The organism is Streptomyces sp. NBC_00328 (assembly GCF_036139655.1).
Classification (GTDB): Bacteria; Actinomycetota; Actinomycetes; order Streptomycetales; family Streptomycetaceae; genus Streptomyces.
Map to the genome: position 1 here is coordinate 7,680,288 of NZ_CP108013.1, position 22,459 is coordinate 7,702,746.

The following is a 22,459-nucleotide window of genomic DNA, read 5'->3' on the forward strand; positions in this document are numbered from 1 at the left end:
ACCGGGCCGCCTTCGAAGGTTCACGGCGTTGCCATGATGCCCGGTTCGGCCGCGAATCTGACGTCCGTGATGTTCATGTCCTTGAGGGTCTTGGCATAGGCGGTGGTTCCCGGCATCCGGATCGAGTCGAATACTGCGCCGCTGATGGACGACGAATCGCTGAAGCCGGCAAGCACGCCCGGTGTCGAGCCCTTCGCCCGGACGTTGACGTGACTGATGCGGACGCCGGTGACCGGGCCCGCTCCGTTCTTGTACGCGTCCTCGACGAGGAAGACGATCCAGGTCTGGCGCCGCTCAAGTTTGAAGGTCAGTTGCTCGATGTCGATGTTCGAGAAGGTGATGTTGCGCGCGGTACCGGCGCCCGCCTTGTGGTGAATGCCGATGCCGACCGCTGCGTCGTACACGACGCTGTTCTTGAAGGTGACCCGGTCATGGTCCCCGACCATGCCCTGGCCGACCTTGTATCCGAAGCAGTACGTCCAGGCCAGCAAACCGTCGAAGGTCACGTCGCTGATCTTCTCGGGCTCGCCCGGCCAGTTCTTGGTGATGCCGACCTGCTTCGGCCAGGTCTTGGTGCTGTAGGAGTCGTCCAGGCTGATGCCGATGCCCCGACGTACGCTGACATGCTGAGACTCGATGGCGTCGAAGGCGTCGTTCTCACCCATGTCGAAGCGGTTGAAGACCTTCATGTTGGTGAAGGACGCGTTGTCGGAGCGGGTGGGGATGACCGACCAGGAAGCGCCCTCACGGATGGTGAGGCCGTCCAGCGTGAAGTCGCTGGTGGCGACAGGCACAAGGACGTTCATGCCGAAGCCCGCCTTGGTGGCGGCCATACCGTTGCCGTCGAGAGTGCCGCGCCCGTACATCTTGATGTTCCTGGACCCGAAAGAGGTACGGATCCACCAGGTCAGGTCCCGCTTCTGCGAGTCCTTGTACGCGTCGACGCGGTAGAGGGACTTGTCCGCGACGACCCTGAGAACCGCCCCGGCCTCGAGGTACACGGCCGTGTTGCTCTTGATCTCCAGGTTGCCCACGGGGTACAGGCCACGGGGGATGTAGACGATGCCGCGTGAATGGCCCGCCACCGACCCGTAGGCGGAGGCCGCGTCGATCGCCTTCTGGACGCCGGCCGTGCTGACGGCACGGCCGCTGGGGTCGGCGCTGTAGGGCGACTGCGTCACATTGAAGACGCCGGTGCCGGAGGAAGCGGGGCGGTCGGTCTCGGCGGGATCTGCGGACAGCACCAGCCGTCGCTGCCCATCGAGTTTGATGATCAGGTACTCGCTGCCACGCATCGTGAACGTGGCGGTGCCGGCCTTCAGCTTCGCCTTGTAGCCCTGCTTGACGGGGCTGATGAGCGCCTTGCCGACCTGCGTGCCGTTTAGCTTGGTCACGACAACGGTGGCCGGGCCGGACGTCATGGAGAACTGCGCGTAGTCGTACCCGGCGTAGCCGTTGACGGGAATGGACTTCCCGTTGACTTCGAGGCTGTAGACCGTGGAGACCTTGTGCGCCGAGGACACGGGCACCACGCTGCTGATCTTCGCGGGCGCTACCTCGGTCCCGGAAGCCGTCGTGTTCGACGTCGCGGCCGAGACAACGGTGGCAGCCACCGCCGCCGCCGTCGCGAGCGCGACTCCCAGGGTCGTTCCCACGGACAGGCGTCTGCCGCCCCTCTTCCTTCGTTCCATGATCGAACATCCCCGCCTTTCTGACGATTACAAGGGGCATCGCTACTACGCTGGTGCGGGGCGCACGGTTCGAAACCGCGTCAGTGATCTTCGATGCCGTGCGGATCAAGGCCTCGACCGCGTCCGAGATCAAGAAGGCCGTCGACGACCTCCTGGCGGGGGAGGTGAGCTGCCATGCTGGAGACGGGAGAGTCCGTGGTGACCTCGGCGCGGTGGCTCGGGCACTCCTCGCCCGCGATCGGCCTCGGTTCTATGCTCACTTCATGCCGGACCGGCAGCAGGGGGCGCACCGCCGTCGAACGGACTGCTCGGGGCGTTGGGGAGATCGGCAGGCCGGCCGAAACTCCCCAGATGGTCCCCAGGCCCGTTGACGGGTGATTCCCGCTGCTGAGCCTTCACGGAGCCGGTCATGTATTGCAAGGTCGAAGAGATTGGTGGCCTGGAAAAGTGTTGAAAGAGGTCGCTGTGACCCGCTATGTCACGCCCCTGCGTGAGGGCGGTTCACTGCCGGGACTCGTCGAGGCCGACGACCTGGGGACCTACGTCGTGAAGTTCACGGGGGCCGCCCAGGGCCACAAGGCGCTGGTCGCCGAGATCATCGTCGGTGAGCTGGCCCGGGCTCTCGGGCTGCGCTTCCCCGAACTGGTCCTCGTCCACTTCGACCCGGTCTCCGGCGCGCACGAACCCCATCAGGAGGTCCAGGACCTGCTCCGGGCCAGTGCCGGGCTCAACCTCGGCATGGACTACCTGCCGGGCGCGAAGGACTTCACCCCGGAGGTCGCGCGGACGTTCCCGGTCGACCCGCTGGAGGCGGGCAAGGTGATCTGGCTGGACGCCCTCACGGTCAACGTGGACCGCACGGTGCACAGTTCGAACCTGATGATCTGGCCCACCTTCGGCATCGCGCCGCCCCGCCTCTGGCTGATCGACCACGGCGCCGCCCTCGTCTTCCACCACCGCTGGGACGCCTCGGCACCGGAGAAGTCGTACGACTTCAGGAGCCACGCTCTCGGCGGCCACGGCCCCGACACCCGGGCGGCCGACGCCGAACTCGCCCCCCTGGTCACCGAGGAACTGCTGCGCACGATCCTGGCGCGGGTGCCCGACGCCTGGCTCATGGACGAGCCGGGCTTCGCGAGCCCGGACGCGGTCCGCGAGGCGTACGTCGGCTACCTCCTCGCCCGTGTCCGCGCCTCGGCGGCCTGGCTCCCCACGGACTTCCCGAGCCGTGAACAGCTCGCGGCCGAGGACGCCGACCGCGCGGAGCGGACCCAGCGGGGCCGCCCGGACTGGCTCAAACGCGTCCCGGACCTGCACGGCAAACCGTCTGCGGAACAGGATTGGTCGGTGCATCTGGGATGACGGACGTCCAGCGGGTCCAGATCGAGTACTGCACCCAGTGCCGCTGGCTGCCCCGCGCGGCCTGGCTGGCCCAGGAACTGCTCACCACCTTCGAGGCGGAGCTCGACGAACTGTCCCTGAAGCCCGGCACCGGCGGTGTCTTCGTCGTCCGGGTCAACGACGAGGTGATCTGGGACCGCCGCGAGCAGGGCTTTCCCGAGCCCACCGCGGTCAAGCGCCTGGTGCGCGACCGAGTGGCCCCGGAAAGATCCCTGGGCCACTCGGACCGTACGGCCGACGGAGCGGGTGCGGCGGACTGAGCCGGGTCAGCCGGTGAGCTGCTCGTAGGCGGGCAGGGTGAGGAAGTCCGCGTAGTCCTCGTCCAGCGCGACCTTCAGGAGCAGGTCGTGCGCCTGCTGCCAGCGGCCGGCCGCGAAGGCCTCCTCGCCGATCCCGGCGCGGATGTCCGCGAGTTCCCGCGCGGCGATCTCACGGGCCAGCTCCGGGGTGGCCGCCACGGTCCTGCCGTCGTGTTCGAAGACGACACCCGCGTTGATCCACTGCCAGATCTGCGAGCGCGAGATCTCCGCGGTGGCGGCATCCTCCATGAGATTGAAGATGGCGACCGCGCCCAGGCCGCGCAGCCAGGCCTCGATGTAACGGATGCCGACCTGAACGGCGTTGACCAGACCGTCGTACGTCGGCCGCGCGTCGAGCGAGTCGACGGCGATGAGGTCACCGGCCGCGACCGACACGTCCTCGCGCAGCCGGTCCTTCTGGTTCGGCCGGTCGCCGAGCACGGCGTCGAAGGAGGCCATCGCGATCGGGACGAGGTCGGGGTGGGCCACCCACGAGCCGTCGAAGCCGTCGCCCGCCTCACGGTCCTTGTCGGCCTTGACCTTCTCGAAGGCGACCTTGTTGACCTCCTCGTCGCGGCGCGAGGGGATGAACGCGGCCATGCCGCCGATCGCGTGCGCGCCGCGCTTGTGGCAGGTGCGGACGAGGAGTTCGGTGTACGCGCGCATGAACGGGGCCGTCATCGTCACCGCGTTGCGGTCCGGCAGGACGAACTTGGTCCCGCCGTCACGGAAGTTCTTGACGATGGAGAACAGGTAGTCCCAGCGGCCCGCGTTCAACCCGGAGGCGTGGTCGCGGAGTTCGTAGAGGATCTCGTCCATCTCGTAGGCGGCCGTGATCGTCTCGATCAGGACGGTCGCGCGGACCGTACCCTGCGGGACGCCGACGTAGTCCTGCGCGAAGACGAACACGTCGTTCCACAGGCGGGCTTCGAGGTGGGACTCGGTCTTGGGCAGATAGAAGTACGGGCCCTTGCCGAGATCGAGCAGCCGCTGGGCGTTGTGGAAGAAGTACAGACCGAAGTCGACCAGCGCGCCGGGCACGGGCGTACCGTCGGCGGCGACGAGGTGACGCTCGTTCAGATGCCAGCCGCGCGGCCGCATCACCACGGTCGCGAGCTCGGCGTCCGGCTTGAGGGCGTACGACTTTCCGGACGCCGGGTCGGTGAAGTCGATGCGGCGGGCGTACGCGTCGGTCAGGTTCAGCTGACCGGTGACCACGTTCTCCCAGGTGGGCGCGGAGGCGTCCTCGAAGTCCGCGAGCCAGACCCGGGCGCCCGAGTTGAGGGCGTTGATGGTCATCTTGCGGTCGGTGGGGCCGGTGATCTCGACCCGGCGGTCGTTCAGCGCGGCCGGAGCGGGGGCCACCCTCCAGGAGTCGTCCGCGCGGATCGCGGCGGTCTCCGGGAGGAAGTCGAGCGTGGACGTGCGGGCGATCTCGGCACGCCGCTCCGCGCGGCGGGCGAGGAGCTCGTCACGCCGGGGCGTGAACAGCCGGTGCAGCTCGGCCACGAAGGCGAGGGCCGCTTCGGTGAGGACCTCCTCCTGCCGGGGCAGGGGCTCGGCGTCGACGATGGCCAGCGGGGACGGCGCTGGTGCGGACATGAGCTGTCACTCCTTCAGCGAGCTGCGTGCGGGCGAGCTGTTCACGACGATCCGCGTACGGGGCCTGCGGGCGAGCCGCATGCCGGTCGAACGAGCGAACCATGGACGGCGTCACCGCGCCTGGCACCCGGTGCCGTGGCGCGTGCGGACGAAACCGGGCGCCCTCGGTACGGCGAGGCGCTTCTGAGCAGTGGATACTAATTTCCTCATGGTGGAAGTTCAATGGTTTGTTGATGTCGAGACTCTCCAGGTCGACCGAAGGTGGCGCTCGGTGCCACCCCGTTCACTCAAGGTGGACCAGGTCGGCCTCCGTATCGATGTCGTACGCCCGCGCCACATCCCCGCACTCCACGAGGGTGACCGCCTCCTCGTGGGCCTTCAGATAGGCGCGCGCCCCCCGGTCGCCGGTGGCGGCCGCCGCGATCCCGGCCCAGTGACCGGCCCCGAAGAGCACCGGATGGCCGCGTTCACCGCCGTACGCCGCCGCGGCGAGCGTCAGCGGGCCGGTGTACGCGGCCAGCACCCGGGCCACCGCCTCCCGGCCGATCCCCGGCTGGTCGACCAGCGACACCAGCGCGGCCCGTGCCCCCGAGTCCGTCAGCGAGCCGAGCCCGGCCCGCAGCGAGGAACCCATGCCCTCCTCCCAGCGAGGGTTGTCCACGAGGACGCACCCGGGCAGCGAGGCCTGATCCCGTACGGCATCGGCCCGCGCGCCGAGGACGACATGGACGCGGGCGCAGCCGCCGGCGCGCAGCTCCCCCACCGCGTGTTCGACGAGGGGCCGCCCCCGGTGGGGCAGCAGTGCCTTGGGGCGGCCCCCGAGACGCCGGCCGCCTCCGGCCGCCAGCACCAGCCCCACCACCTCGCCCTTGTTCTCCGTCATGTCCCCTGCATACCCGACCGGGCCGGAGCGTGCCCCGGAACCCGGCCCGTCACCGGGGTGTCCCCCGGCTGAATTTCGGTCCGCGCTGTGGCGCCCGGCGTACCGGGTGGCGTTTACTGGCCCGCGTCCCCCGGCGCCCGACCACCGCCACGGGGAACTGGAGCCGACATGAGCGGGACCGACGTATAACGGCGCGCGAGGGGGAGAGCTGTGCTGCGGAGCTTGGGGCAGAGACCGGTGACGGGCGGCGACGAGGATCCGAGGGTGACGGAGTTGCGTACCGCCGTCGCCCGGCTGCGCCGTGAACTCGCCCTGCATCCGGTGGAGTTCCCCGACCGGGGCATCGCCGAGGACGAGCTCGCGTCCCTCGCCGCGATGGCCGCCGGAGGCCTCCCGGAGATTCCCCGGCTGCGCCGCTCGCTCCTCCTGGTCGCGGGCGCGATCGGCTCGGTGAGCGCTCTCGCGACCCGCCTCGCGGACGTCCGCAGCGCGGTCGAACTCTTCGGGGAACCCCCGCACCGAACCCGGCGGTGACCACGGCGGGGACCGTACCCGCGGAGCGGCAGACCTCCGGTCCGGACGGGACCTCCTGGGGCGTGCCGGACAGGCCCTAGCGTCCCCTGCGGATGACACCTCGCTCGGTGGCCGCCGCCACGGCCGAGGTACGGGAGTCCACACCCAACTTGGCGTAGATGTGCACCAGATGGGACTTCACGGTCGCCTGGCTCAGGAACAACTCCTTGCTGATCCGCTGGTTCGAGAGGCCGTCCTTGACCAGTTCGAGGACCTCCAGTTCGCGACGGCTGAGGGCGGCGGCCGGAGTACGCATGCGGTCCATGAGCCGGTCGGCGACCTTCGGGGCGAGCGCCGAGTGACCCGACGCGGCGGTGCGCACGGCGGCGGAGAGCTCCTCGGGCGGAGCGTCCTTGAGGAGGTAGCCGGAGGCGCCCGCCTCGACCGCTGCGAGGATGTCCGCGTCGGTGTCGTACGTGGTCAGGACGAGGACCCGGGGTGCGCCGGGGCGTGCCGTGATGACCGCCGTGGCCTCCGCCCCGTGCATCCCGGCGCCGAACTGGAGGTCCATGAGGACGACGTCCACACCACCGGCCCCGGCCCGCTCCACCGCGGCCTCCGCCGTCGGCGCCTCCGCGACGATCTCGAAGTCCGGCTCCGCGGACAGCACCGCGCGCAGTCCGGCACGGACGACGGGGTGGTCGTCCGCGAGCAACAGGCGGACCGTCATACCCGGCTCCCCGCGTCCCGGGCGGGCTCGGCGGGCTCAGGACCGGCGGCGCCGCCGGAGGCCGTCCCGGGCGGCTCCCCGATGCCGGGCAACGGCAGCGTGACCGCCACCGCAGTGCCCTGCCCGGGAGCCGACTCGACGGTGAACGTCCCGCCCAGCGACCGCGCGCGCGAACGCATCGCGGGAAGACCGAAGCCCCCGTCCGAGGCGCCCCTGTCCTCACGGTCCCGGTCGCGACCGGAGTGGTCTCGACCGGCATCGTCTCGACCGGAGTGGTCTCGTACGGCGTCGTCCGGACCGACGTGGTCCCGGTCCGTGCGGTCCGCGTCCGGCCGTACGCCGCCGGGGGTGAAGCCGGCGCCGTCGTCCACCACGTCCAGCGCGACCGACGTGTCCATGAAGCTCAGCGTGATCTCCACGCGATCCGCGTGCGCGTGGCGCAGCGCGTTGCCGAGAGCCGACTGCGCGATCCGCAGCAGGGCCACCTCGTACGGAGTCGGAAGCCCTGCGGGCGGACCGCTCACCGAGAAGCGGACCTTCGGCGTGTCCACGGCGGCCGACCGGCACAGCCGCTCCAGCGCGGCGGCGAGCGAACCGTGTTCCAGACCCGGAGGGGTGAGCGCGCGGACGAAGCGACGGGCTTCGGCGAGGTTGTCCTGCGCGGTCGCGCGGGCCTGCTCCAGGTGCGGTGCGGCGGGGGAGCCCGCGGGCAGCAGTCGCTGGGCGGCCCGCATCAGGAGCTGGATGCTGGACAGGCCCTGGGCGAGCGTGTCGTGGATCTCGCGGGCGAGCCGCTCCCGTTCCGCGAGCGTGCCCGCGGCGCGTTCGGCCTCGGCCAGTTCGGCACGGGCGGCGATGAGTTCCTCGATCAGCACGCGGCGCCGCTCGCTCTCCCGGTACAGCGCCTCGTACCCGAGGACCGTGGCGACCGCCACCCCCGCCCCGAGCAGCGGCCCGATGAACGCGCCGGGCGTGAGGGGCGCGCCGTGCGCTACGAAGCTCGCGACGGCCGCCCCAGCCGTCAGGGCCACCGCGGGCAGGCTCCAGCGCACCGGCAGCAGGTGCAGTTGCAGGAAGTAGAGAGGGAAGGCCACCCACAGCCCGTCCGGTGAGAGCGTGACGAGAGCCAGCCAGCTCACGCTGAGGGCGGCCACCCACAGTGCGGCCGTACGCCGTGAGCGGTGCACCGCCGCGGAGACCGCGCCCGCCGCGAGCACCACCCCCGTCACGAGGACCGACACGACGACCGCCGCCGGGTGCCCGGTGTCCCCGCTGCGGACGGCGGCCAGCAGGAGAAGGCCCGCGAGCAGGACGTACAGGCACAGCCGCAGGACGGCGACGACGGGGGAGCGGAGGGGGACATCCATGGTCGTTCCAGGGTAGGCGGGGCAGTGCCGGACCCGGTCAACCGAAAGGTTGAAAGCGGGCTGCTCCCTTCGCCTGCGCGGTTCTCCTCCCGAGTCCGCGGGCCGCCGTTCCTCCGGTCCCGCGCGGTGCGTCTCCCGGCGATCCGCGCGCCCCTCCTTCGGACCGGGGGAAGCGTGCCGCGGGGCGATGCCCCGGACCGGGTCCGGGCGGCAGGGTCGAGGCATGTTCGTCGCATGGAGAGACCTACGGTTCGCCAAGGGGCGGTTCGCCCTGATGGGAGCCGTCGTCGTACTGATCACCCTGCTCGTGGGGCTGCTGTCCGGGCTGACCGCCGGGCTCGCCGAGGAGAACACCTCGGCGGTCACCGCGCTGCCCGCCGACCACCTGGCCTTCGCCGCGCCGGCCGCGGGTCAGCCGGTGTCCTTCACCGGGGCGCGAGTGCCGTCCCGCGCCTGGGAGACCTGGTCCGGCACACCCGGCGTCACCTCGGCCGAGCCGATCGGCATCCGCACCCTGAACGCGGCCGCCGGGAACCGTACGGCCGCGGTGTCCGCGTTCGCCGTGCGGCCGGGGTCGGGCATCGCCCCGCCGGGGGTCGCCCCGGGCCGTGCCGTGCTGTCCGAGAAGGCCGCCGCCGCGCTCGGCGTGACGCCCGGGGACCGGGTGGGGCTCGGCGGCACCGAGCTGACCGTCGCGGCCGTGGCCGGCCGTGCCTCGTACAGCCACACCCCGGTCGTGTGGACCGACCTCTCCGGTCCGGCGACCGTGATCGCCCTGCGTACCGACGGAGCCGATCTGCGGGCGGCCGACCGTGCCGCCGGCACGAAGACCTTCACCAAGGGCGACGCCCTCACCGCCATCGGCTCCTACCGGGCCGAGAACGGCTCGCTCCAGCTCATGCGCGGATTCCTCTTCGTGATCTCGGCGCTCGTCACCGGGGCGTTCTTCACGGTCTGGACGATCCAGCGGGCGCCCGACATCGCGGTCCTGAAGGCGCTGGGCGCCTCCACGCCGTATCTGCTGCGCGACGCGCTGGGCCAGGCGGTGTTCCTGCTCGCCGCCGGGACGCTGCTCGGCACCGGGCTCGCGGCCGGGGCCGGCGCGCTCGTGCGGGGCGGTGGCGTGCCGTTCGCACCGGCCGGACCGGCCGTGCTCGGACCCGCCGCCGTGACGATCGCTCTCGGGGTGCTCGGCGCGGCTCTGTCCGTCCGGCGGATCACCGCCGTCGACCCGCTGACCGCGCTGGCGAGCGCCCGATGAGAACTCCGGAGACCGCCCGATGAGCCTGACCCTCGACGACATCACCCTCACCTACCCCGACGGCGACGGCCGTGTGACCGCTCTGGACGGCGTCGGCCTCCTGGTGCCCGCCGGAACGACGACGGCCGTCGTGGGGCCCTCCGGATCCGGCAAGTCCAGCCTCCTCGCGGTCGCCGCGACCCTGGTGGCCCCGGACCGCGGACGTGTCCTCGTCGGCGGTACGGAGACAGGGACGCTGACCTCCGCCGAGCGGGCCGTCCTGCGGCGGCGCGAGATCGGCATCGTGTTCCAGCAGCCGAACCTGCTGCCCGCGCTGACCGCGCTGGAACAGCTCCAGGTGATGGGCCACCTGGACGGGCGCCGTCGAGTGACGCGGCGGGCGAGGGAGCTGCTCGCCGAGGTCGGGCTCGGCGACCTGGCCCACCGGCGCCCCCACCAGTTGTCCGGCGGTCAGCGGCAGCGGGTGAACATCGCCCGAGCGCTGGTCAACGAGCCGTCGGTGCTCCTGGTCGACGAGCCGACCAGCGCCCTCGACCACGAACGCGGTACGGCGGTGATCGACCTGCTGCTGCGGCTCACCCGTGAGCGCGCCACGGCGACCGTCCTCGTGACACACGACCGCGCCCGCCTCGGCGAGGCGGACGCGGTGCGGGAGATGACGGACGGGCGCCTGGAGACGCCCGTCGCGGACTGAGCAGGGCAGGGGAGAGGGGTGCGGTGCCGGGGGTGGTCTGAGCCGAGCGCCTCGGAGGGGAGTCCCGTGGTCAGCGGTTCCCCGGTCCTGTCGGCGTCGTTCGTACGGAAGACCCGGCACCGCCGGTCGGCCGGGCGGGGAGTGGTGGGCGGTGTCAGGGGTGGGCCGAGCCGGGCCGGAACGGCGCGCGTCCTCCCGCCCCGTCCTCGCGGACACGGCCGGAGCCCGGGTCAGCCGGACCCCGGGTCAGCCGGCGCCCGGTCCCGAGCTGGCCAGAGCCTCCGACAGTTCGGCCGCGACCTGCTGGAGCACCGGCACGATCTTCTCGGTGGCGGCCTCGGTGACCCGGCCGGCCGGGCCGGAGATCGAGATCGCGGCGGCGGTCGGGGAGCCGGGCACGGAGACGGCCAGGCAGCGGACGCCGATCTCCTGCTCGTTGTCGTCGACCGCGTAGCCGGTACGGCGCACCTCGTCGAGCGCGGCGAGGAAGCCGTCCGGCGTGGTGATCGTCTTCTCCGTCGCGGCGGGCATTCCCGTACGGGCGAGCAGCGCCCGCACCTCGTCGTCCGGAGTATGGGCCAGCAGCGCCTTGCCGACGCCCGTGGAGTGCGGCAGCACCCGGCGGCCCACCTCGGTGAACATGCGCATCGAGTGCTTGGAAGGCACCTGGGCGACGTACACGATCTCGTCCCCGTCGAGCAGCGCCATGTTCGCGGTCTCGCCGGTCTCCTCCACCAGGCGCGCCAGATAGGGGCGGGCCCAGGTGCCGAGCAGCCGGGAGGCGGACTCGCCGAGGCGGATCAGCCGGGGACCGAGCGCGTACCGGCGGTTGGTCTGCTGTCGTACGTATCCGCAGGCCACGAGGGTGCGCATCAGCCGGTGAATGGTGGGCAGCGGCAGCCCGCTGCTCGCGGAGAGCTCGCTCAGACCGACCTCGCCCCCGGCGTCCGCCATGCGCTCCAGCAGATCGAAGGCGCGCTCGAGGGACTGGACGCCGCCACTGGGAGCGGACGATCTGGCGTCGGTGGTGCTGGCGCTGGACGGCGGCACGGCGGCGGTCCTTTCGGGGCGCGGTATCGAGCGGGGTGACCCGAAGAGTCTCGAAGGGGGCGGCGGCGGGAGGGCAGAGACGCAGCCTACCCGGCAGCGCATCCCTTGCCGGGTAAGGTGAGGCTACATTCTGCTTGCCGGAAATATGACTCCGCAATGCGGAAGATCGTGCGGTCGGGCGTATCGGGCGCATTGGGGGCGGGCGGGTGGCCGGACCGGGGGAGGCTGGAGAAATGAGCCCTTGACGGAGCGGGGGCCGGAGTGAAGACTTCTTCAACAGAAAGTTGAATTCCGTTACGCGGAAGCAACCCGGCGGCAACGGGAGTCAACGGCGGCGGAGAGAGGGGTCCGGGTGTCCGATGCCGAACTGGTGCTGCGCTCGACGCGCGTCATCACTCCCGAAGGGACGCGCGCCGCTTCGGTCGCGGTCGCCGGGGGAAAGATCACGGCCGTGCTGCCGTACGACGCCGAGGTGCCGCCCGGCGCCCGGTCGGAGGACGTCGGTGACGACGTCGTACTGCCCGGCCTCGTCGACACCCACGTCCATGTGAACGACCCCGGCCGCACCGAGTGGGAGGGTTTCTGGACCGCGACCCGCGCCGCGGCCGCCGGCGGCATCACCACCCTGATCGACATGCCGCTCAACTCCCTCCCGCCGACCACGACGGTCGGCCATCTCCGTACGAAGCAGGACGTCGCCCGCTCCAAGGCGCACGTCGACGTCGGCTTCTGGGGCGGCGCGCTGCCCGGCAACGTCGAGGACCTGCGGCCCCTGCACGATGCCGGTGTCTTCGGGTTCAAGGCGTTCCTGTCGCCGTCCGGGGTCGAGGAGTTCCCCGAACTGGACCAGGAGCGACTCGCCCGGTCCCTCGCCGAGATCGCCGGCTTCGGCGGCCTGCTGATCGTGCACGCCGAGGACCCGCTCCACCTGGCCGCCGCCCCGCAGAAGGGCGGCCGCAGCTACGCCGACTTCCTCGCCTCGCGCCCCCGGGACGCCGAGGACAGCGCCGTCAGGAGCCTCATCGCGCAGGCCGCGCGCCTCGACGCGCGGGTGCATGTGCTGCACCTGTCGTCGAGCGACGCGCTCCCGCTGATCGCCGCCGCCAAGGCGGACGGCGTCCGGATCACCGTGGAGACCTGCCCGCACTACCTCACCCTGACCGCCGAGGAAGTCCCGGACGGCGCCAGCGAGTTCAAGTGCTGCCCGCCCATCCGTGAGGCCGCCAACCAGGACCTGCTGTGGCAGGCGCTGGCCGACGGAACCATCGACTGTGTGGTCACCGACCACTCGCCGTCGACCGCCGATCTCAAGACGGACGACTTCGCGACCGCGTGGGGCGGCATCTCCGGCCTCCAGTTGAGCCTGTCCGCCGTGTGGACCGAGGCCCGCAGACGCGGCCACGGCCTGGAGGACGTGGTCCGCTGGATGTCCTCCGGCACGGCACGACTGGCCGGCCTGGGCGACCGCAAGGGCGCCATCGCGGCCGGCCACGACGCCGACTTCGCGGTGTTCGCCCCCGACGAGACCTTCACCGTCGACCCCGCCGCGCTCCAGCACCGCAACCGGGTGACCGCCTACGCGGGCAGGACCCTCAGCGGTGTCGTGAAGTCGACGTGGCTGCGCGGCGAACGCGTCGTCGCCGAGGGCAGGTTCACCGAGCCCGCCGGACAACTCCTCGTCCGCCACCCGTAGTCGCAACGCCCGACCCCCGAAAGGCAGATCGATCATCGTGACGGCGCAGCGCCCGACCGTTCCGGCCACCTTCACCGGAGACGCGAACCCCTACCGAGGCGGCGACCCGTACGCGGACTACCGCACCGCCGACTTCCCCTTCACCCGTTACGCCGACCTGGCGGACCGGCGGCTCGGCGCGGGGGTCGTCGCCGCCAACGACGAGTTCTTCGCCCAGCGCGAGAACCTCCTCCTGGCCGGGGCCGCCGAGTTCGACCCCGAGCACTTCGGCCACAAGGGCAAGATCATGGACGGCTGGGAGACCCGGCGGCGCCGCGGTGTCTCGGCCGAGCACCCGTGGCCGACCGCCGAGGACCACGACTGGGCCCTGGTGCGCCTCGGCGCCCCCGGGGTGATCCGCGGGATCGTCGTCGACACGGCCCACTTCCGCGGCAACTATCCGCAGGCGGTGTCGGTCGAGGGCGCCTCGGTGCCCGGTTCACCCTCGCCCGGGGAACTTCTCGCGGACGAGGTGAAGTGGACGACGCTGGTACCGCGCACCGCGATCGGCGGTCACGCGGCCAACGGGTTCGCCGTCTCCGTGGAGCAGCGCTTCACGCACCTGCGCGTCAACCAGCACCCCGACGGGGGCATCGCGCGACTGCGGGTGTACGGCGAGGTCGTGCCCGACCCGCGCTGGCTGTCCGCCCTCGGCACGTTCGACGTGGTCGCCCTGGAGAACGGCGGACAGGTCGAGGACGCCTCCGACCTCTTCTACTCACCGGCCACCAACACCATCCAGCCCGGCCGCTCGCGCAAGATGGACGACGGCTGGGAGACCCGCCGGCGACGCGACGACGGCAACGACTGGATCCGCTACCGGCTCGTCGCCCGGTCCGAGATCCGCGCCGTCGAGATCGACACGGCGTACCTGAAGGGCAACAGCGCCGGATGGGCCTCGGTGTCGGTGCGGAACGGCGACGAAGGCGACACGGGGGAGTGGACGGAGATCCTGCCCCGCACTCGCCTCCAGCCCGACACCAACCACCGCTTCACCCTCGCGGCACCCGCCGTCGCCACGCACGCGCGCGTGGACATCTTCCCGGACGGCGGCATCTCCCGGCTGCGCCTCTTCGGCTCTCTGACGGAGGACGGGGCGTCAGGGCTGACGGCACGGCACCAGGAACTGGGCGGCTGAGTCTTCCGGTTCGATCGTCCGGAGCCGTGAGCCATGGCCCGATGGTTCCGTGGGACGTGCCGATGCCGGTGCGTCCCACGGGCCATGGTCCGGCCCGTGCCGGGTACGACGCCTGTCCAGGCGATCCAGGCGATCATCCGGGTGGTCCGGGCATCCCGGGTACCGGGGGGCCGGCCCGGTGCGTTACGCCGCGTGGCCTCCGTCCACCGCGAACTCCGCCCCCGTCACGTACCCCGCCTCGCTTCCCGCCAGATACGCGACCATCGAGGCGACCTCATGGGCGGCGCCGAAGCGGCCGAGGGCGGTCATCGCGGCCTGGCCCGGTGCGTACGGGCCGTCCGCCGGGTTCATGTCCGTGTCGATGGGGCCGGGATGGACGATGTTGGCGGTGATCCCGCGGTCGCCCAGTTCCCGCGCCAGCGCCTTGGTGAGGCCGATCAGCGCGGACTTGCTCATCGCGTAGAGCGTCCCTCCGGGACCGGGGACGCGCTGTGTCATGCAGCTGCCGATCGTGACGATCCGCCCGCCGTCCCCGAGGTGCGACGCGGCCGACTGGGAGGCCAGGAAGACCCCCCGGACGTTGACGGCGAGCACCCGGTCGATCTCCGCCGGGGACAGGGAGTCCAACGGTCCCAGAAGGCCCACCCCCACGTTGTTGACGAGTACGTCGAGCCGCCCGAACTCCGCGACGACCCGGTCCACCACCCCGCCGGCCTCCGCCGCGTCCGAGGAGTCCGCGCACAGGGCGAGTCCCCTGCGTCCGAGCTCCTCGACGCCCCGTACGACGCCCTCCGCGGCTTCCTTGCCCCGCACATAGGTGACGGCCACGTCCGCACCTTCCTGGGCCAGGCGCAGCGCCGTCGCGGCCCCGATGCCCCGGCTGCCACCGGTCACGAGTGCCACCTTGCCGTTCATGGTTCCCTGAGAAGTCATGCGTCCATCCCAGCGGTCGCACACGCCCGGCGCTGGCGGCGAACGGACACCGAGTTCGCCGGGCGGGTGAGGGTCCCCTCGTAACGTGGAGTCCGTGATACCAGGGGAAGTTGAGGGTCATGGGGTCCGAGCAACAGAAGTACGACGCTGAGGACCTCGGTGTGCATCCGGGGACGCTGCACAGCCGGGTCTCACGCTGGAGGAGGAACGGTTCGGCCTCGTCGGACCGGCCCGCGCCCGCTGAATCGGGCGGCCGGCTACGAGAGGGCGAACGTGCTGAGCCGGAGCGGCTGCGCCGGGAGACGAGCGAGAAGAACAAGCGTATCCGCGAGCTGGAGATGGAACGTGATGTCTTCAAACGCTGCATGGCTTTGTGGGTGAAGTGGCTGTGGCGGACCCGGCCCAGCTGGCCGGGGTGATCAGCGACTGCAAGGCCGAGCAGAACATTCCGCATACTGTGTCTGCCGCGTGCTGGGCGTGAGCGGGTCGTGGTTCCACAAGTGGAAGGACAAGCCCGTCACCGCCCGCGAGGTGCGGCGCGGACAGCCGGCCGAAGCCATCAGGCGGGTCTCCGACGCCTCGGACGGCACCCACGGCTCCCCGAAGGTGTGGATCACGCTCGCCAGGGAGGGATGGCGCGTCTCGGTGAATACCGTCGCCAAGACCATGGCCGAGCTCGGCCTGGCCGGGCGGAAGATCCGGCGACGCCGCGGGCTCGCTCGCCCGGGCAGGCGGGCCGCGGCCCCGGACTTCGTGCGCCGAGACTTCAGCGCCGACGCTCCGGACCAGGTATGGGCTGGAGATATGACCGAGATCGTCACGAGCGAGGGCAAGCTGTACCTGGCCACGGTGATTGATCTGTTCTCGCGCCGCCTGCTCGGCTACGCGATGGGCGAGCGCCACGATGCCGAACTCGTCGTGGCCTCGCTGCACATGGCCGCTGCCACCCGCGGCGGCGACGTCAAGAGCGTGATCTTTCAGAGCGACAGGGGCAGCGAGTACGTCTCCCGCCTGTTCAAGCGGGCCTGCCGCCGCCTCGGCGTGACCCAGTCCATGGGACGTGTCGGCTCGTCTTTCGACAATGCCGTCAGCGAGGCGTTCAACAGCGTCCTCAAGGTCGAATACGTTCACCGGCACACCTTCGCCACCCGCACCGAGGCCGGACCGGCCCTCACCTCGGACCACCCGAAGCCAATCCGAAAAGGTCAGTAGGAGGTGAAGACCTTCCCCGGGTTGAAGATCCCGGCCGGGTCGAACACCTTCTTGATCCCGCGGTGCAGGTCGAGCACGGCGGGGCTCAGCTCCTGGGCCAGACCGCGCATCTTGAGTAGCCCCACCCCGTGCTCTCCGGTGACGGTGCCGCCCAGCGCGATCGCCTGGTCGACGATCTCCTCGAACACCCCGCGCCCCCGGGCCAAGGCTGCCGCGTCCCCCCGGGAAACGACCATCATCGGGTGCAGGTTGCCATCCCCCGCGTGGGCCAGGCTCGCGATGTGCACGTCGTGCGCCAGGGCGATCCGCTCCAGGTGGGCAAGCATCTCCGGTACGAGCATGCGCGGCACACAGATGTCCTCGCTGAGCACCAGGCCCAGCCGCTCCAGCGCCGGATAGACCAGTCGGCGCGCGGCGAAAAGGGCATCCGCCTCGGCGGCATCGGTCGAGCGGGCGCTCCAGGTCGCGCCCGCGCTCTCGAAGCAGCTCAAGACGGTGTCGGCCTCTTGGTCTCCGGCGGCTCCGGGAGCGTCACAGCGGGCCAGCAGCAACACGTTCCCGACCTCGGCGAGGCCCATGTTCGTCCAGTCGTCCACGGCGCGCAGGCAGTAGCCGTCGACGAGTTCGAGGGCGCTCGGCACCACTCCGGAAGCCACCACGCGGGCGACCGCGCGTCCCGCGCTGGGCAGGTCGTCGAAGTAGCCGACCACGGTCCGCTCCTGCGCCCGGGCGCCCCGCAGCCGCAGGGTGACCTCGGTGACCAGGCCCAGCGTGCCCTCCGAGCCCACCATCAGCCCGGCCAGCTCGTAGCCCGCGGTGCCCTTGGCGGTCTGCCGCCCCAGCCGGACGGTCTCGCCACGCCCGATGACGGCCTCCAGCCCGAGGACATAGTCCCGGGTCACCCCGTACTTCACGCAGCACAGCCCGCCTGCGTTGGTGGCCACGTTCCCCCCGATCGTGGACCACGGGGCGCTGGCCGGGTCGGGCGGGTACCAGAGGCCCTTCTCGGCGCAGGCCGCGCGCAGATGGTCGTTGACCACCCCGGGCTGCACGACGGCAAGCCGCTCGTCGGGGTCGATGCGCACGATCGCGTCCATCGCGGTGAACGAGACGACCACGCAGCCCTCGATGGCGTTGGCTCCGCCGGACAGCCCGGTGCCCGCGCCGCGCGCGACCAGCGGGACACCCCGCTCGGCGCAGTACGCGACCACTGCGGCGACCTCGGCGGTGTCGTGGGGGCGTACGACGGCGACGGGCATGCCGAAGGGGGCGCCCGCCGCCTCGTCGTGCGCGAAGGAGGCCCGGGTGTCCCGGTCGACGATCACCCGCCCTGCGGGGAGGAGCCGTACCAGCTCGGAAGAAGTCGTGGTGGCCGAAGGAGTCGTGGTGCCCATTTTCGCGACGCTTTCACTGGCCCCGATAAGGGTCAATTGGCCTTTGGTACAGCCAGATCCGTACGTGTACGAAAGGCCAATTGCCGCGCCTCGGAAGATTGCGCGAGGGTAGTTGGACGCCAGGTCAGACAGTGGATGGCGGTCATCAGGGGGGAAATTCACATGGCGGTGGTGCTTTCGGGTATCGGGGGATTTCTCCCTCCCAGGGTGGTCACGAACGACGACCTTTCCGCCACACTCGACACGAACGACGAGTGGATCAGGACGCGGACCGGAATCAGTGAACGCAGGGTCGTCTCGGACGGCCTGTCGACCGGCACCCTGGCCGTGGAGGCCGGTGCCCGGGCGCTGCGGTCCGCCGGAGTGAGCGGGGTGGACACGGTGGTCGTGGCGACCACCTCCCCCGACCGGCTCTGCCCGGCGGTGGCGCCGGAGGTCGCGTCCCGGCTCGGCATGGGCCCGGTGGCGGCCTTCGACCTCACCTCGGCGTGCAGCGGGTTCCTCTACGGACTCGCCACCTCCGCCGGGCTGATCGCCTCGGGGACCGCCGACAGCGTGCTGTTCATCGGCTCGGAGGCTTTCACCACGCTGGTCAACCAGCGGGACCGCGGGACGGCGCCGATCTTCGGCGACGGAGCGGGCGCGGTGGTACTGCGCCGCGGCGAGGACCACGAGCCCGGCGCGCTGGGCCCCTTCGACCTCGGCAGTGACGGCTCGCTCGCCGATCTGCTGGCCATCCCGGCCGGCGGTTCGCGCCAGCGGTCCGCGGACGCGGGCCTCGGCCACGACTCGGTGCCCACCGAGGACTGGTACCTGCGGATGGAGGGCCGCCCCCTTTACACGCAGGCAGTCGAGCGCATGACGCAGTCGGCGCAGGCGGTGCTCAAACGCACCGCCTGGTCCGTGGCGGACGTCGACTGGTTCGTCGGCCACCAGGCCAACGTCCGGATCGTGCGGGCGGTGGCGGAGGAACTCGAAGTCCCCATGGAACGCGTCGCGGTCAACATCGACCGGGTCGGGAACACCCTGTCGGCCTCGGTCCCCCTGCTGCTGAACGACATCGCCGCCAGTGGCGACCTCAAGCCCGGCGACCGGGTGCTGCTGTCGGCGTTCGGAGCCGGTCTCTCGTGGGGCTCGACGGCCCTGGTCTGGCCCGACATCCGTGCCGAGCACGTGATCTGACACATCATCAACAACTCATTCGAACCAGGAGACACACCATGAGCACCGTTCAGGAATCCGTCGTCGAGGTCTTCGTCTCCCGCTTCGGTCTCGACGCCGAAAGCGTTGTCCCGGAAGCGACCTTCGACGACCTCGGTCTCGACTCACTGTCCCAGATCGAGCTGGCGACCGCGCTGAAGAAGCGCCTCGGCGTCGTCATCACCGACGACGAGCTGACCGAGATCGCCGCCGTCTCGGACATTATCGCCCTCATCGAGCAGAAGGCCGCCGCCGTCTGATGAGCGGCTTCGCGGCTTCCATCACCGGCATCGGACTGATCACCCCCGCGGGCATCGGGGTCAAGGAGAACTGGGAACGCGTGGTCGACGGACGGTCGACCGCCGCCCACCACGACGACCTGGCCGGCCTGCCGGTGACCATGGCCTGCCGGGTGCCCGACTTCTCGCCCCAGCAGCTCGGGCTGCGCGGCGCCTGGCAGTGGGACCGCTACTCCCAGTTCGCCGTCGCCGCGACGCGCGAGGCCCTCGCCCAGGCAGGTCTCGTGGCCGGGGAGTGGGCGGACAGCGCACGAGTGGCCGTCATCATCGGTTCGGGTGCCGGTGGCACCGCGACGCTGGAGGAGCAGCACCGGATCCTGATCGAGGAAGGACCCGGTGAGGTCTCCCCGATGACCCTGCCGATGGGGCTGCTGAACATGGCGGCCGGGCAGGTGGCCATCGACATCGGGGCCAACGGCCCCTGCCTGGCGCCGTGCACCGCGTGCGCCGCCGGGGCCAGCGCGATCGGCCTCGGCCGGGAGCTGATCCGGTCCGGACTGGCCGACATCGTGATCGCGGGCGGCGCCGAGGCGCCGATCACCCCGCTGTACGTGTCCTCCTTCGCCCGGATGCGGGCACTCTCCCGGCGTCTGGACGACCCGGCGACGGCCTCCCGCCCCTTCGACGCGACCCGCGACGGGTTCGTACTCGGCGAGGGCGCGGGGATCGTGGTCCTGGAGTCCGATGAGCACGCCCGGGCCCGCGGCGCCCAGACCCTGGCCCGCGTGATCGGGTACGGCGCTTCAGCCGACGCCCACCACGTGACCTCCCCGCATCCGGAGGGCAAGGGCGCAGAGCTGGCGGTCCGGGCGGCGCTCGCCGACGCGGGCCTGACCGGCCGCGACGTGGGCTACGTCAACGCCCACGGCACCTCCACCCCCCTCAACGACGTGATCGAGGCCGGGGTGATCCGCCGGGTGATCGGCTCGGATGCCAAGGTCAGCTCCACCAAGGGGGTCACCGGGCACCCGCTCGGCGCGGCCGGTTCCATCGAAGCGGCGTACGCGGCGCTCGCGGTGCACCACGGCGTGATCCCTCCGACGGCTTCGCTCACCGAGGTCGACCCGCGGGTGGACGTCGACGTCGTGCACGGCGCGCCACGGCTCGGCCCGGTGCACATCGCCCTGAGCAACTCCTTCGGGTTCGGAGGCCAGAACGCCGCCCTGCTGATCTCCTCCTGAACCGCACCACCAGAACCGTGAAAGGACCCCTCAGATGAACCCGGTCGCCACCGCCGACCTGGCCAGGCTGCTCTTCGACGGCAGGTACGAGCAGGCGCACAAGGACATCGGCGAGCTGTTGCTGGACCCGATCTTCGATCCCCGTGAGGGCCTCACGATGAACGAGGCCGGGAAGCTCGCCTACGAACGGTCCCGGGTGGTGCACGCCGGACTGGAGCGCCCCGTGGAGATCCTGCGGGACCCGTGGCGGCTGTTCGCCCTGGCCGAGTGGCCGTCGCTGGTCGACGTGTCCACGTTCTCGCTGCTGATGGTCCACTACAACCTCAGCTTCGGCACGGTCGTCGAGCACGGTGACCGGCCCGAACTCAAGGACCTCGTCGACGAGTTGGACCGGTTGGACTCGTTCAGCCCGTACATGGCCACCGAGCTGGGCTACGGCAACAACGTGGCCGCTATGCGCACCGAGGCCGTCTACGACGCCGCTTCCGAGACCTTCGTCCTGAACACCCCGGACGCACTGGCCCAGAAGCACATGTCCTACAGCGGGTTCCAGGACGTCCCGAAGCTCGCCGTCGTCATGGCGCGGCTGAAGGCGGACGGCAAGGACCACGGTGTCTACCCTTTCCTCGTCCCGATCAGCGACGGCACCCGACTGCACGAGGGAGTCCACGCGGCCCCTTGCCCGGAGAAGCCGGTCCAGGGCCTGGACAACGGCGTCACCTGGTTCGACCACGTCCGCGTCCCGCGCCGCAACCTGCTTCACGGCGACATGGGCGGCTTCGACGAGAACGGCACCTTCCGCCCCTCCTCCGGCAACCAGCGCAAGCGGTTCCTGCGCGCCATGAGCCGGATCCTGCCCGGGCGCCTGTGTGTCTCCAGCTCGGCGGTCGGCGCGGGCCGGGCCAGTGTGTACATCGCGCTGCGCTTCGCGGCGCAGCGGCTCACGAACGCCCCCGGCCGCAACGACCTTCCGGTCATCGAATACCGCAGCCACCAGCTGGCCCTGTTCACCGCACTGTCCAAGGTCTACGCGATGACCCTGCTGCTCAACCACGCCAAGCGGGAGTTCGTGGCGGCCCCGGACGCCGTACCGGCCGAACTGAACCACCTGATCTCGATCACCAAGGCTCTCTCCACCTGGGAGATGACCGAGGTCATCGCGACCTGCCGGGAGCGCTGCGGGGCCCAGGGCATCTTCAGCGTCAACCGGATCGCGGACTACGGCTCGCTGCTCCAGGGCCTGGTGACCGCGGAGGGCGACAACCAGGTGCTGCTCGCCACTACGGCCGGCCAGATCATCGCCCAGGGCCAGGCCGAGGGGGAGGCACCGTCCGAGGCCCCCGACCCCACCGGCCGCGACCTGCGCGACACCGCGTTCCTGCTGGCGGCCCTGCGCCACCGGGAGCAGGAGCTGCTCCGGGCCGCCCGCGCCTCCATGGCGGACGAGACCCGTGAGCGGACCTACCTCGATGCCTGGAACGACACGATGAACACCGGGCTGGCCATGGCCCGGGTGCGGGGCGTGCGTACAGCCCTGGAGTGCTTCACCGAAGCGGCCGAGGAGGCCGAGACCGAGCCGGCGCGGACCGCGCTCGGCCTGCTCGCCTCGCTGTACGCGCTCACCGAGGTGCAGCGGGACGCGGGCTGGTACCTGGCCCGCGGGGTGTTCACGGCCGACCAGGTCGAGGAGCTGCCGCAGGCCCTGGACGCCCTGTGCGTCCTGATCCAGCCGCACGCCGAAATCCTGATCAGCGGTTTCAACCTGTCGCCGGAGCTGCTGCGCGCCCCGATCGCCGCGGACGACTACGTGGCCGCCTTCCAGCGGCGGACCGGAGCGTTCGGTCCCGCAGGTGCCCAGATCACCACCGAAAGCTGACTA

22 protein-coding genes are annotated in these 22,459 nt (G+C 71.2%); 14 read left to right on the forward strand and 8 right to left on the reverse strand.

Annotated elements, in window-relative coordinates; translation table 11 throughout:
• Positions 1-20 precede the first annotated feature (20 nt).
• Entirely contained in the window at positions 21-1,691 is a 1,671-nt protein-coding gene (locus OG485_RS33490) for a coagulation factor 5/8 type domain-containing protein (protein ID WP_328672316.1), read from the reverse strand.
• A gap of 447 nt (positions 1,692-2,138) precedes the next feature.
• Here OG485_RS33490 and OG485_RS33495 point away from each other — a divergent pair, with 447 nt between their 5' ends.
• Together OG485_RS33495 and OG485_RS33500 are read left to right on the forward strand one after the other, a co-directional pair.
• Positions 2,139-3,053 carry a HipA family kinase gene (locus OG485_RS33495; protein ID WP_328672317.1) on the forward strand — a complete coding sequence of 305 codons (915 nt, stop codon included), beginning with the start codon at positions 2,139-2,141 and terminating at the stop codon, positions 3,051-3,053.
• Positions 3,050-3,352 carry a SelT/SelW/SelH family protein gene (locus OG485_RS33500; RefSeq protein ID WP_326784733.1) on the forward strand — a complete coding sequence of 101 codons (303 nt, stop codon included), beginning with the start codon at positions 3,050-3,052 and terminating at the stop codon, positions 3,350-3,352. Before OG485_RS33495 ends, OG485_RS33500 begins: the two co-directional genes overlap by 4 nt.
• Positions 3,353-3,358: 6 nt before the next feature.
• Here OG485_RS33500 and aceB read toward each other — a convergent pair whose 3' ends face one another.
• Positions 3,359-4,993, reverse strand: coding sequence for a malate synthase A (gene aceB / locus OG485_RS33505; RefSeq protein WP_328672318.1), 1,635 nt, complete (start codon positions 4,991-4,993; stop codon positions 3,359-3,361).
• On the opposite strand from aceB, the gene OG485_RS33510 reads away from it, so the two are divergent.
• Entirely contained in the window at positions 4,992-5,180 is a 189-nt protein-coding gene (locus OG485_RS33510) for a hypothetical protein (RefSeq protein WP_328672319.1), read from the forward strand. The genes aceB and OG485_RS33510 overlap by 2 nt on opposite strands.
• 96 nt (positions 5,181-5,276) lie before the next feature.
• Here OG485_RS33510 and OG485_RS33515 read toward each other — a convergent pair whose 3' ends face one another.
• Positions 5,277-5,876, reverse strand: a complete 600-nt coding sequence (locus tag OG485_RS33515) for a nucleotidyltransferase family protein (protein WP_328672320.1) — start codon at positions 5,874-5,876, stop codon at positions 5,277-5,279.
• A 210-nt stretch (positions 5,877-6,086) separates the two neighbouring features.
• On the opposite strand from OG485_RS33515, the gene OG485_RS33520 reads away from it, so the two are divergent.
• Positions 6,087-6,410: a DUF5955 family protein gene (locus tag OG485_RS33520; RefSeq protein WP_328672321.1), complete on the forward strand. Its 324-nt coding sequence runs from the start codon at positions 6,087-6,089 to the stop codon at positions 6,408-6,410.
• A gap of 76 nt (positions 6,411-6,486) precedes the next feature.
• Here OG485_RS33520 and OG485_RS33525 read toward each other — a convergent pair whose 3' ends face one another.
• Both OG485_RS33525 and OG485_RS33530 read right to left on the reverse strand, forming a co-directional pair.
• The gene (locus OG485_RS33525; protein ID WP_328672322.1) at positions 6,487-7,119 is read right to left on the reverse strand and encodes a response regulator transcription factor; all 633 of its coding nucleotides are present in this window, start codon (positions 7,117-7,119) and stop codon (positions 6,487-6,489) included.
• Entirely contained in the window at positions 7,116-8,486 is a 1,371-nt protein-coding gene (locus tag OG485_RS33530; RefSeq protein WP_328672323.1) for a sensor histidine kinase, read from the reverse strand. The genes OG485_RS33525 and OG485_RS33530 overlap by 4 nt, the downstream gene beginning before the upstream one ends.
• Positions 8,487-8,709: 223 nt before the next feature.
• Between OG485_RS33530 and OG485_RS33535 the strand changes: the two genes are divergently transcribed.
• Together OG485_RS33535 and OG485_RS33540 are read left to right on the forward strand one after the other, a co-directional pair.
• Complete coding sequence (locus tag OG485_RS33535; RefSeq protein WP_328672324.1) at positions 8,710-9,747, forward strand: ABC transporter permease; 1,038 nt, start codon at positions 8,710-8,712, stop codon at positions 9,745-9,747.
• Positions 9,748-9,766: 19 nt separating this feature from the next.
• Positions 9,767-10,441 (forward strand): ABC transporter ATP-binding protein, encoded by a 675-nt coding sequence (locus OG485_RS33540; protein WP_328672325.1) that lies wholly within the window; start codon positions 9,767-9,769, stop codon positions 10,439-10,441.
• Positions 10,442-10,687: 246 nt separating this feature from the next.
• Here OG485_RS33540 and OG485_RS33545 read toward each other — a convergent pair whose 3' ends face one another.
• Positions 10,688-11,491, reverse strand: a complete 804-nt coding sequence (locus tag OG485_RS33545; RefSeq protein WP_328672326.1) for an IclR family transcriptional regulator — start codon at positions 11,489-11,491, stop codon at positions 10,688-10,690.
• A gap of 352 nt (positions 11,492-11,843) precedes the next feature.
• Between OG485_RS33545 and allB the strand changes: the two genes are divergently transcribed.
• Both allB and alc read left to right on the forward strand, forming a co-directional pair.
• The gene (allB, locus tag OG485_RS33550) at positions 11,844-13,184 is read left to right on the forward strand and encodes an allantoinase AllB (RefSeq protein ID WP_328672327.1); all 1,341 of its coding nucleotides are present in this window, start codon (positions 11,844-11,846) and stop codon (positions 13,182-13,184) included.
• A gap of 37 nt (positions 13,185-13,221) precedes the next feature.
• Positions 13,222-14,361, forward strand: coding sequence for an allantoicase (gene alc, locus OG485_RS33555; RefSeq protein ID WP_328672328.1), 1,140 nt, complete (start codon positions 13,222-13,224; stop codon positions 14,359-14,361).
• 183 nt (positions 14,362-14,544) lie between these two features.
• Here the strand turns inward: alc and OG485_RS33560 are convergent, their stop codons facing one another.
• The gene (locus tag OG485_RS33560; protein WP_328672329.1) at positions 14,545-15,294 is read right to left on the reverse strand and encodes a 3-oxoacyl-ACP reductase family protein; all 750 of its coding nucleotides are present in this window, start codon (positions 15,292-15,294) and stop codon (positions 14,545-14,547) included.
• Between the two features lie 119 nt (positions 15,295-15,413).
• Between OG485_RS33560 and OG485_RS33565 the strand changes: the two genes are divergently transcribed.
• Positions 15,414-15,713 (forward strand): transposase, encoded by a 300-nt coding sequence (locus OG485_RS33565; protein ID WP_328672330.1) that lies wholly within the window; start codon positions 15,414-15,416, stop codon positions 15,711-15,713.
• Positions 15,714-15,720: 7 nt separating this feature from the next.
• Entirely contained in the window at positions 15,721-16,506 is a 786-nt protein-coding gene (locus OG485_RS33570) for an IS3 family transposase (protein ID WP_328674755.1), read from the forward strand.
• Here OG485_RS33570 and OG485_RS33575 read toward each other — a convergent pair.
• Positions 16,500-17,900, reverse strand: a complete 1,401-nt coding sequence (locus OG485_RS33575) for an FAD-binding oxidoreductase (protein ID WP_328672331.1) — start codon at positions 17,898-17,900, stop codon at positions 16,500-16,502. The two genes, OG485_RS33570 and OG485_RS33575, sit on opposite strands and share 7 nt — an antisense overlap.
• A gap of 162 nt (positions 17,901-18,062) precedes the next feature.
• On the opposite strand from OG485_RS33575, the gene OG485_RS33580 reads away from it, so the two are divergent.
• Genes OG485_RS33580 through OG485_RS33595 form a run of 4 tightly spaced genes read left to right on the forward strand, consistent with a single transcriptional unit; the run spans position 18,063 to position 22,456 of the window.
• Positions 18,063-19,082 (forward strand): beta-ketoacyl-ACP synthase III, encoded by a 1,020-nt coding sequence (locus OG485_RS33580; protein WP_443048804.1) that lies wholly within the window; start codon positions 18,063-18,065, stop codon positions 19,080-19,082.
• A 38-nt stretch (positions 19,083-19,120) separates the two neighbouring features.
• Positions 19,121-19,360, forward strand: a complete 240-nt coding sequence (locus OG485_RS33585; RefSeq protein WP_328672333.1) for an acyl carrier protein — start codon at positions 19,121-19,123, stop codon at positions 19,358-19,360.
• Positions 19,360-20,580, forward strand: a complete 1,221-nt coding sequence (locus OG485_RS33590; RefSeq protein ID WP_328672334.1) for a beta-ketoacyl-[acyl-carrier-protein] synthase family protein — start codon at positions 19,360-19,362, stop codon at positions 20,578-20,580. The genes OG485_RS33585 and OG485_RS33590 overlap by 1 nt, the downstream gene beginning before the upstream one ends.
• 34 nt (positions 20,581-20,614) lie before the next feature.
• Positions 20,615-22,456, forward strand: coding sequence for an acyl-CoA dehydrogenase family protein (locus tag OG485_RS33595; protein ID WP_328672335.1), 1,842 nt, complete (start codon positions 20,615-20,617; stop codon positions 22,454-22,456).
• Positions 22,457-22,459: the final 3 nt, after the last annotated feature.

Coding starts and splice junctions, on each gene's coding strand:
- OG485_RS33585 (WP_328672333.1), top strand. CDS start 19,121: ATGAGCACCGTTCAGGAATCCGTCGTCGAGGTCTTCGTCTCCCGCTTC.
- OG485_RS33510 (WP_328672319.1), top strand. CDS start 4,992: ATGAGCTGTCACTCCTTCAGCGAGCTGCGTGCGGGCGAGCTGTTCACG.
- OG485_RS33560 (WP_328672329.1), bottom strand. CDS start 15,294: ATGACTTCTCAGGGAACCATGAACGGCAAGGTGGCACTCGTGACCGGT.
- OG485_RS33500 (WP_326784733.1), top strand. CDS start 3,050: ATGACGGACGTCCAGCGGGTCCAGATCGAGTACTGCACCCAGTGCCGC.
- OG485_RS33580 (WP_443048804.1), top strand. CDS start 18,063: ATGGCGGTGGTGCTTTCGGGTATCGGGGGATTTCTCCCTCCCAGGGTG.
- OG485_RS33490 (WP_328672316.1), bottom strand. CDS start 1,691: ATGGAACGAAGGAAGAGGGGCGGCAGACGCCTGTCCGTGGGAACGACC.
- OG485_RS33565 (WP_328672330.1), top strand. CDS start 15,414: ATGGGGTCCGAGCAACAGAAGTACGACGCTGAGGACCTCGGTGTGCAT.
- aceB (WP_328672318.1), bottom strand. CDS start 4,993: ATGTCCGCACCAGCGCCGTCCCCGCTGGCCATCGTCGACGCCGAGCCC.
- OG485_RS33530 (WP_328672323.1), bottom strand. CDS start 8,486: ATGGATGTCCCCCTCCGCTCCCCCGTCGTCGCCGTCCTGCGGCTGTGC.
- OG485_RS33525 (WP_328672322.1), bottom strand. CDS start 7,119: ATGACGGTCCGCCTGTTGCTCGCGGACGACCACCCCGTCGTCCGTGCC.
- OG485_RS33590 (WP_328672334.1), top strand. CDS start 19,360: ATGAGCGGCTTCGCGGCTTCCATCACCGGCATCGGACTGATCACCCCC.
- OG485_RS33575 (WP_328672331.1), bottom strand. CDS start 17,900: ATGGGCACCACGACTCCTTCGGCCACCACGACTTCTTCCGAGCTGGTA.
- OG485_RS33515 (WP_328672320.1), bottom strand. CDS start 5,876: ATGACGGAGAACAAGGGCGAGGTGGTGGGGCTGGTGCTGGCGGCCGGA.
- OG485_RS33595 (WP_328672335.1), top strand. CDS start 20,615: ATGAACCCGGTCGCCACCGCCGACCTGGCCAGGCTGCTCTTCGACGGC.
- OG485_RS33540 (WP_328672325.1), top strand. CDS start 9,767: ATGAGCCTGACCCTCGACGACATCACCCTCACCTACCCCGACGGCGAC.
- OG485_RS33535 (WP_328672324.1), top strand. CDS start 8,710: ATGTTCGTCGCATGGAGAGACCTACGGTTCGCCAAGGGGCGGTTCGCC.